This is a genomic window from Murimonas intestini (assembly GCF_024622195.1).
GTDB classification, from domain to species: Bacteria; Bacillota; Clostridia; order Lachnospirales; family Lachnospiraceae; genus Murimonas; species Murimonas intestini.
Genome location: NZ_JANKBI010000033.1, coordinates 1 through 6,333, shown reverse-complemented (window position 1 = coordinate 6,333; position 6,333 = coordinate 1). Strand labels below are relative to the sequence as shown.

At 42.2% G+C, this 6,333-nt stretch carries 6 protein-coding genes and 1 pseudogene; 6 read left to right on the top strand and 1 reads right to left on the bottom strand.

Annotated elements, in window-relative coordinates; genetic code table 11:
* From NSB28_RS24575 to NSB28_RS24555, 5 genes and pseudogenes are all read left to right on the top strand, one after another.
* A pseudogene (locus NSB28_RS24575) lies at positions 1 to 162 on the top strand (transposase); the annotation flags it as partial.
* 122 nt (positions 163 to 284) lie between these two features.
* Positions 285 to 1,517: a tyrosine-type recombinase/integrase gene (locus tag NSB28_RS24570; protein WP_109748863.1), complete on the top strand. Its 1,233-nt coding sequence runs from the start codon at positions 285 to 287 to the stop codon at positions 1,515 to 1,517.
* On the top strand, positions 1,510 to 2,466 hold the full coding sequence (locus tag NSB28_RS24565) for a tyrosine-type recombinase/integrase (protein ID WP_187374322.1): 957 nt from the start codon (positions 1,510 to 1,512) through the stop codon (positions 2,464 to 2,466). Before NSB28_RS24570 ends, NSB28_RS24565 begins: the two co-directional genes overlap by 8 nt.
* Complete coding sequence (locus NSB28_RS24560; RefSeq protein ID WP_109748865.1) at positions 2,459 to 3,490, top strand: tyrosine-type recombinase/integrase; 1,032 nt, start codon at positions 2,459 to 2,461, stop codon at positions 3,488 to 3,490. The genes NSB28_RS24565 and NSB28_RS24560 overlap by 8 nt, the downstream gene beginning before the upstream one ends.
* Positions 3,491 to 3,575: 85 nt before the next feature.
* On the top strand, positions 3,576 to 3,809 hold the full coding sequence (locus NSB28_RS24555) for a transposase (protein ID WP_416388936.1): 234 nt from the start codon (positions 3,576 to 3,578) through the stop codon (positions 3,807 to 3,809).
* Between the two features lie 632 nt (positions 3,810 to 4,441).
* On the opposite strand, the gene NSB28_RS24550 is transcribed toward NSB28_RS24555, so the two are convergent.
* Positions 4,442 to 4,981, bottom strand: coding sequence for a tyrosine-type recombinase/integrase (locus NSB28_RS24550; RefSeq protein ID WP_257517618.1), 540 nt, complete (start codon positions 4,979 to 4,981; stop codon positions 4,442 to 4,444).
* A 19-nt stretch (positions 4,982 to 5,000) separates the two neighbouring features.
* On the opposite strand from NSB28_RS24550, the gene istA reads away from it, so the two are divergent.
* On the top strand, positions 5,001 to 6,333 hold a 1,333-nt coding region (gene istA, locus NSB28_RS24545), incomplete at its 3' end, for an IS21 family transposase (protein WP_257517617.1).

The window sequence follows — 6,333 nt, the reverse complement described above, 5'->3', positions numbered from 1 at the left end:
AATGCCCCAAATGAGGCCGCCGGATTGTCAGAGCTGGAAATACTAAAAGAAAAATGGGGTAAGAAATATCCCTATGCAATCAGCAGCTGGGAAAATAACTGGGAGGATGTCAGCTCTTTCTTTCAGTTTTCGGGGGATATCCGCCGTATCATGTACACGACTTATCCCGAAAAAATAACTATGCCGATATTTCAAGAAGTTCCTGTAAACAAGGGAATCTCAGGAAAAATATCGGCATAGTTTTATTATGTAGTGTATGCTCTTTCTAAAGGAGGTGCATTACCATGCAAAAAGAAACAAAATTAGAAGAAGTCCTTCGTCTTACATTGGAATCTTTAAGAGAAAAAGAATACAGCAAAGAGACGTTACTTCGCTATCAAAAGAAATTTCATGTTCTAAATTCTCTCGCCCAGAGCAAAGGAATCTTTGAGCCTTCGGATGAATTATTCCAGGAGTATCTACGTGACTGTAATAACAAGTATACTGGTAAATTCTCCATTTTAAAAGAGCGACAAAAAATCCGGGTTGTAAATCTTATCCGTTCTTACATCTTTGCAGGCGAGGCAGATACCTCAAGAAGAAAGGGGCTATCCGTCAGTGACAGAATACAGACGGAAGTATTTAGAAAAGAACTTGATAAGTTTGTTATGTCGCTAAAAGCAGATCATCTACAGCCTAATACAATCTGTACTTATCAAAGGATAGCCGCATATCTCCTGATCTACTGTGAAGAAAAATCCTATCTCTCAGTCACGGAGTTATGTTCTGGTGACATCCGGGATTTTATCCTGTATCTTTATGGCTACGGTTATTTCAGGCCGACTTCTATCACCAGCGGTCTCTCAGGTCTTAAAAGATTTCTTGCCCTTTATCCAGAAACTGAACATCTTATCATGGAATTACCATCCCGTCTCCCTCGTGAGCGGAACATCTTAGAAATATACAGTAAAGTTGAAACGGACGCCATCAACAGCGTACTGTCTGATGATAGTCTAACGAAACGGGATAAAGCTATCTGTCTGTTACTGCTGGAAATAGGATTAAGAGCGGTAGATGTCTGTAGTATCAAACTTTCTGATATTGACTGGAACAAAGATATCATCTATATAAAACAACAGAAGACAGGAAAGCCGCTTCATGTCCCACTTCGTAAATCCTATGGAAATGCCATTGCTGATTATATACTTAACGGTCGGCCGGCATGTAAGTCAGAATACCTTTTTGTCAGAGAACTGGCACCATTTACACGCTTAAATGGTGAAGGTTCATCTATTAGAACAATTCTCTTAAAAATGGAAGCATTCGCAGGCATATCTAATAAAAACAGGAGTTCCGGCAGCCGAAGCACAAGACACAATGCTGCTTCGGCCATGCTCAGAGCAGGAGTCCCCATGGCAGATATTTCTGCAGTTCTTGGTCATAAAGATCCCAGCATCGTATCAGTTTACTTGTCTACTGATGATGAGACAATGGCGTCCTGTACGCTGCCACTTCCAGGAGGTGTGCCAAATGAATAAAACATTATCAGACCTGATCACTGAATTTCTGGAGTATAAAAAACAGAATGGTTATGTCTACACAACCGCAGAATACCATCTAAATAAATATATTGATTTTGCATCCAGCCACGTTCCGCTTGAGAGCATACCAAGTAGAAAGACGGTAAATGCATTTTTAAACAGGTATTCCGGTACTCCAGGAAATCTATATAATGCGGCAGCTGCTCTCCGGGAGTTCTCAAGATATCTGATCGGACTTGGATACGCATCCGCATATGTCATCCCTGCGGGGAAAATCTCTCTGCCGATACCTGTCAGACCATACTTATTTACAGAGGATGAGATCACAAAGTTCTTTACGGCATGTGACAGCATTCCATATGACTGCCATGTTCCCAAAAGGCATCTAGTGTTGCCCGCAATGTACAAGCTGCTTTATTGCTGTGGTCTTCGCTGCAAAGAGATCCGGACTCTCAGACGAGAACTGGTGCATCCAGAAACGAATTATATAGATATCGTTCAGTCTAAAGGTCCAAAGAACAGGCGGCTTTTTATTTCGCATGAATTGTCCGAGTATCTCAGCGTCTATGATACAAAAATGGATCATATCTTTCCAGACAGGATATTTTTCTTCCCTTCCCGGGAGGATGCTCCTTATGGAGCCAGTGCGTTCCAGAAAAACTTCTTAAAGATCTGGTATACGGCTTTTCCTGAAAAACTGGGGAATGGAGTGAGTATTCGAGCGTATGATTTCCGGCACCACTTCGCTTATGCAAATATGAACCGCTGGCTTAAAGAGGGGAAAGATGTAAATGTTATGCTCCCTTATCTAATGCGGTATATGGGACATCAGGATATAGAACACACGCTTTACTATTTTCATCTTGTTCCTGATATTTATCATACAATTGTGGAAAAAGCTTCCCTTTTTGAGGATCTGTTGCCGGAGGTAAGTGAACATGCGTAAAAAAGTGACAGCTGACCGGGACAGTTCTTTTTTCTGGAGCAGCGCATCCGAGTTCCTAAACAATGAGCTTTCTGGTATTCGTAAGAAGAGTTCCAATACGGTAGAGGCCTACAGACGGTCCCTGAATGGATATATTGATTTTCTGGAAAGTGAGAAATCCATTAAACGAAAAGATATATGTTATCAGGATTTTAATAAAAACAATCTGAAAGACTATCTAATATTTATGAAAGATTCACGCAAACTGAGCGAAAAGACATGTAATCTCAGAATGACTGCAATTCGGACGTTGCTTGCGTATGCTGCTGAAGAATCCATTGATATCACAACGGTCTATGTCAATGCAAAGACAGTAAAAGGTCTCCCAGTTCTTCAAAAGGAGATTGAATACTTTGAAAACAGTCAGCTTAAGGTACTCTTGGCAGCACCATCAGTGGATACAAAAACAGGAAGAAGAGACCGGATGATCTTGATCCTTGGATATGATGCCGGTCTGCGTGTCAGTGAGCTGACACGATTGACAGTATCATCACTGCATCTGGACGCAGATACTCCATTTGTGACGATCCTGGGAAAAGGTTCAAAGTACAGAAATGTGCCACTAATGAGCAGGACCGTACATCACTTAAAGGCATATATGAAAGAGTTTCATCCTGTAATAAAGATGGAGATGCCTCTTTTTTATGCGACAACGCATGGAATCAGGCATTCTCTTTCTGATGACACTATACAGAATCTTTTGAAAAGATATACAAACCAGAGCAGAAGCAGCATTATGATGCCAGAAAAGGTCCATTTTCATATGCTGAGAAAAACGAGGGCGATGGATCTTTATCAGGCAGGATGCCCCTTATCCTATATCCAACAGCTATTGGGACATGAAAGTATATCAACCACCAGCGGTTTCTATGCATTTGCCACTTTGAGAACGCTGGCAGCTTCTATTGAAAAAGCGAATCCATCTGGAGAAGAAGAAAAGAGTTGGAAAAGGGATTCCGTATTAAAGCAGCTTTACAGACTATAAAAACTATGCCGATATTTTTCCTAAGATTCCCTTGTTTACAGGAACTTCTTGAAATATCGGCATAGTTATTTTTTCGGTATAAGTCGTGTTAAGCCGATATCGGCTTAACACGACAAATATCATAGAAGGTTTGAACCGGCAATACCGGAAAGTGACCAAAACTAAAAGTGTATTTCCAAGCGATGTATCACTGGAGAAAATGTTATATCTTGCAAGTGAAAATGTGATAAAGAAATGGACTCAGAGATATCGGAGCTGGGACCAGGTGCTGAACCAGCTTATCGTGCTTTACAACGAAAGGCTTACCCAGTATCTTTAAAATAAAGAGAGCCGGAACGGCAGCATTTCCAGACCTGACCGTTCCGACCTTATCCCTTCGGCATTAGTAGTATTACCAAAAATACCCATCCTTATTCCAGAGGCCAGGTGTGGGCAGCACCCACATTTTTATGTAATCCTGCTAATGCCTTAATTGTAATGCAAAAAAATAAAAAAAAGAAGTATAAACGAAACAAATTTGGAAATACTATAATTAGAAAAGAAATTCGACACTATAGTAAAACAGTCATCGACAAGAAATTTCTACATATCTGGTTCTTACCAGAAAACATCATTTTTTATAGACACAGAAATTTTTACGCCCTCACACACCAGATTTTATAGAAGTTCCTTCTTCTGCAATCCAGTCAGAAAATATAGCACCGGATCATAAAACCGTTGCTTTGATCAGAGGCAGAAACCACCTCACATTGGAAATCACAGACCAGGTATCTGCTTCCTTTCTTCATACACTTTTGGGAGTGATGATGGATGCTCAATGATGGTACAGGATTTAAAAAAGTATACATAGCCACTGGTTTTACGGATTATCCGAGAAGTATTATTATTCGAGAAGATTGCTGCAACAGCGTATAGTTACAGCATTTCCAAAGAATCTTCTCGAATAAAATGTTATCTGTTTTTCAGAAAATCCGGAATATTGTCCTTTGATTTCTTTATCTCAATTTTCTGGTTATTACCAAACCAGGTCTCATTCCATTCCTTTAGTTTTTTATCTACGGTATCTTGGGACATTTCAGCATATATCTGTGTTGGCTGGACAGATACATGTCCTAATATATTCTTTATTGTAACTATATCAACTCCAGCTTCCAGCAAATGACATGCTGTACTGTGTCTCATGGAATGAGGCGGATAGCTATCCGCTCGAAATAATGTAGGATGCTGTTCCTTAGCTATCGACACATACTTTTTATATATCCCTTCAACACACGAAATCGTCATCTGCTCATGTGTTTGGCTGGAAAATATGTGTCTTTCAGGATTGAGTATTCCGGGCGGTTTTACACCCCAATTCCGGATGGTGGAAACCGACGTTCCGATATAAAGGAAACCGTGATTCCGCTTTGATGGAAACCTATATTCCAGAACAATGAAATCAGAAGCTTCTTTCCTTATAATGTATATATGCGTCGTTTGACGTAAATACATTTTAAGGAGGTCATCTGTTATGACCAAATATCGCGAGATCATCAGGCTTGCCAGCATGAATCTCAGTCAGACGAACATCGCGCTTAGCTGCGGTGTGTCCAAGAAAACGGTCAATAAGGTTTTAAAAGCTGCCAGGGAAAAAGACATCTCATGGCCGCTTGATCCAAACCAGACCGATGCTGTGATTGAGCAGATGCTGTTCCCAAAGAAGAACAGTCCCGGGTCCCAATCAAACAGGCGTATGCCGGATTATGCCCATATCCGAAAGGAGCTTCTCCGCAATGGAGTGAACAAGAAACTCCTCTGGACAGAGTGCCTTGAGGAATGCCGTCTCTCCGGAGACGATCCACTTATGTACTCTCAGTTCTGCTATTACATCCAGCAGGACGAGCAGAAACGTCGTGCCACCATGCATATCAATCGCAAGCCTGCGGAACAGGTTGAGGTAGATTGGGCCGGAGATCCGGCACACATCATAGATCCGGATACGGGCGAGATCCTGGATGCGCACATTTTCGTAGGTGTTATGACCTACAGCCAGTATCCATATGTAGAGGCATTCATGGATGAAAAGCAGCCATCATGGATCGCTGCACATGTGCATATGTACGAGTACTTTGGCGGTGTCGCCAAGATTCTCGTGCCTGACAACTGCCGTACAGCGGTGGATCATAACAAGGGCTGGAAAGACCAGCGGATCAATGCCGTCTATCAGGAAATGGCAGAACATTATGAGACTGCGATTATTCCAGCCCGCGTCCGGCCTCCAAAGGATAAGCCCAATGCTGAGGGCAGTGTAGGTAATATTTCCACATGGATCACCGCAGCCCTGCGTAATGAACAGTTTTTCTCCCTCAGCGAGTTAAACCGGGCAATCCGTCAGAAGCTGGAAGTTTTCAGTCATCGACCTTTCCAAAAGAAAGAGGGCAGCCGGTATGAGATCTTCCGCGACGAAGAACTGCCATTGCTGGCACCTTTACCTGCCACCCCATATGAACTGGCGGAATGGAAGCAAGCCACCGTTCAGTTCAATTATCACATATCCTTTGCCGGAATGCTATACTCAGTTCCACATGAATATATAAAACGCAAAGTTGATGTGAGAGTTACAGATAAAACCATTGAGATTTTTTTCAACCACAACCGGATTGCATCCCACCGTCGTCTTTATGGGCGCAAGGGGCAGTACAGCATGATTACAGAACATATGCCGCCTTCCCACCAGCAGTACCTTGAATGGAACGGCGACCGATTCCGCAAATGGGCGGAGCGGAGCGGTTCCAGTACCTATCAGGCAGTAGATGCGATCCTTACCTCCAAACGTGTAGAACAACAGTCTTACCGCAGTTGTA